The organism is Vibrio sp. Vb0598 (assembly GCF_033338935.1).
Taxonomy (GTDB): Bacteria; Pseudomonadota; Gammaproteobacteria; order Enterobacterales; family Vibrionaceae; genus Vibrio; species Vibrio alginolyticus.
Genome location: NZ_JAWOTP010000312.1, coordinates 1 through 1031, shown reverse-complemented (window position 1 = coordinate 1031; position 1031 = coordinate 1). Strand labels below are relative to the sequence as shown.

Genomic DNA, 1031 nt, shown 5'->3' with positions numbered 1-1031 from the left:
CGTACACCACGCCAATTTATGGTGAACAGATCAGGATGCCGTCTCTGATCGTACACCACGCCAATTTATGGTGAACAGATCAGGATGCCGTCTCTGTTTGTGATGTGGGCGATCGCCATGCTGCTGCAACAAACCATGAGTAATAACCACACCTTGAGCTGCTATCGCTTTCTGACCACCGCCAACGATAAAGACGCCACCAAGGCCGCATTCGTTGCTGGTGTGCTGTTTGTTTTTGCCCCTGTACTGTGGTTTATGCCAGCGTGGTTCGTGGCAGCACAAAACATCGATTTACTGGCGATCTATCCTGCACTAGAGCAGAGTGCGAACAACGCCGCTTATCTTTACTACATCCAACATTACATGCCTCAAGGTTTACTCGGATTGGTGATGGTGGCTTTGGTGGCTGCGACCATTGCGCCGCTTTCATCAGCACACAACCGCAACGCTGGCATTGTGGTCAAAAGCCTCTACCAAGTGTGGTTCAACCCAAATGCTACCAGTCGTCAGCAGTTGATGGTTGGAAAAATTGCGACGATAGTATCTGGCATATTAGCCACGGTCACAGCTTTGCTGCTGGCGTCTGTTGAGTCGTACAGCTTGTTCGACATGATGATTGTGTTCGCGGCGTTCATTCAGATGCCAATCAACATCCCATCTCTGCTTGCGCTTGTCAGTTTGAAAACACCAAACTGGTCGGGGTGGGCCACCGTTATGGTCGGATGCGCAGTATCGCTCTTTATGATGTTTATCTTTGATGTACAGTGGCTCTCTTCCTCGCCATTAACGCCAAGAGAAAGCAAAGACCTGTCCGTGGTCGCAACGCTTGCCGTTCATTTACTGGTGACGGGAGGCTTCTTCCTGTTTACGCGGGTCTTTTATGCCAAAGAGCCACCATCAATCCAGCAAAGTCGCACTGCACTTGCGATTCAACTAGCCACACCGATCAGCGACGAGGAGCTGTCCCCTATCAATCATAAGCAAGGACTTTATGTCGGCTCCATCACAGCGTTGGCGGGCATGTTACTGAT

The 1031-nt window shown here is 50.4% G+C and carries 1 protein-coding gene; it reads left to right on the top strand.

All coding sequences use genetic code 11. The features are described from left to right. Positions 1–84: 84 nt before the first annotated feature. The coding region (locus R7Q38_RS24925) for a sodium:solute symporter family transporter (RefSeq protein WP_411913411.1) at positions 85–1031 on the top strand (947 nt) is incomplete at its 3' end.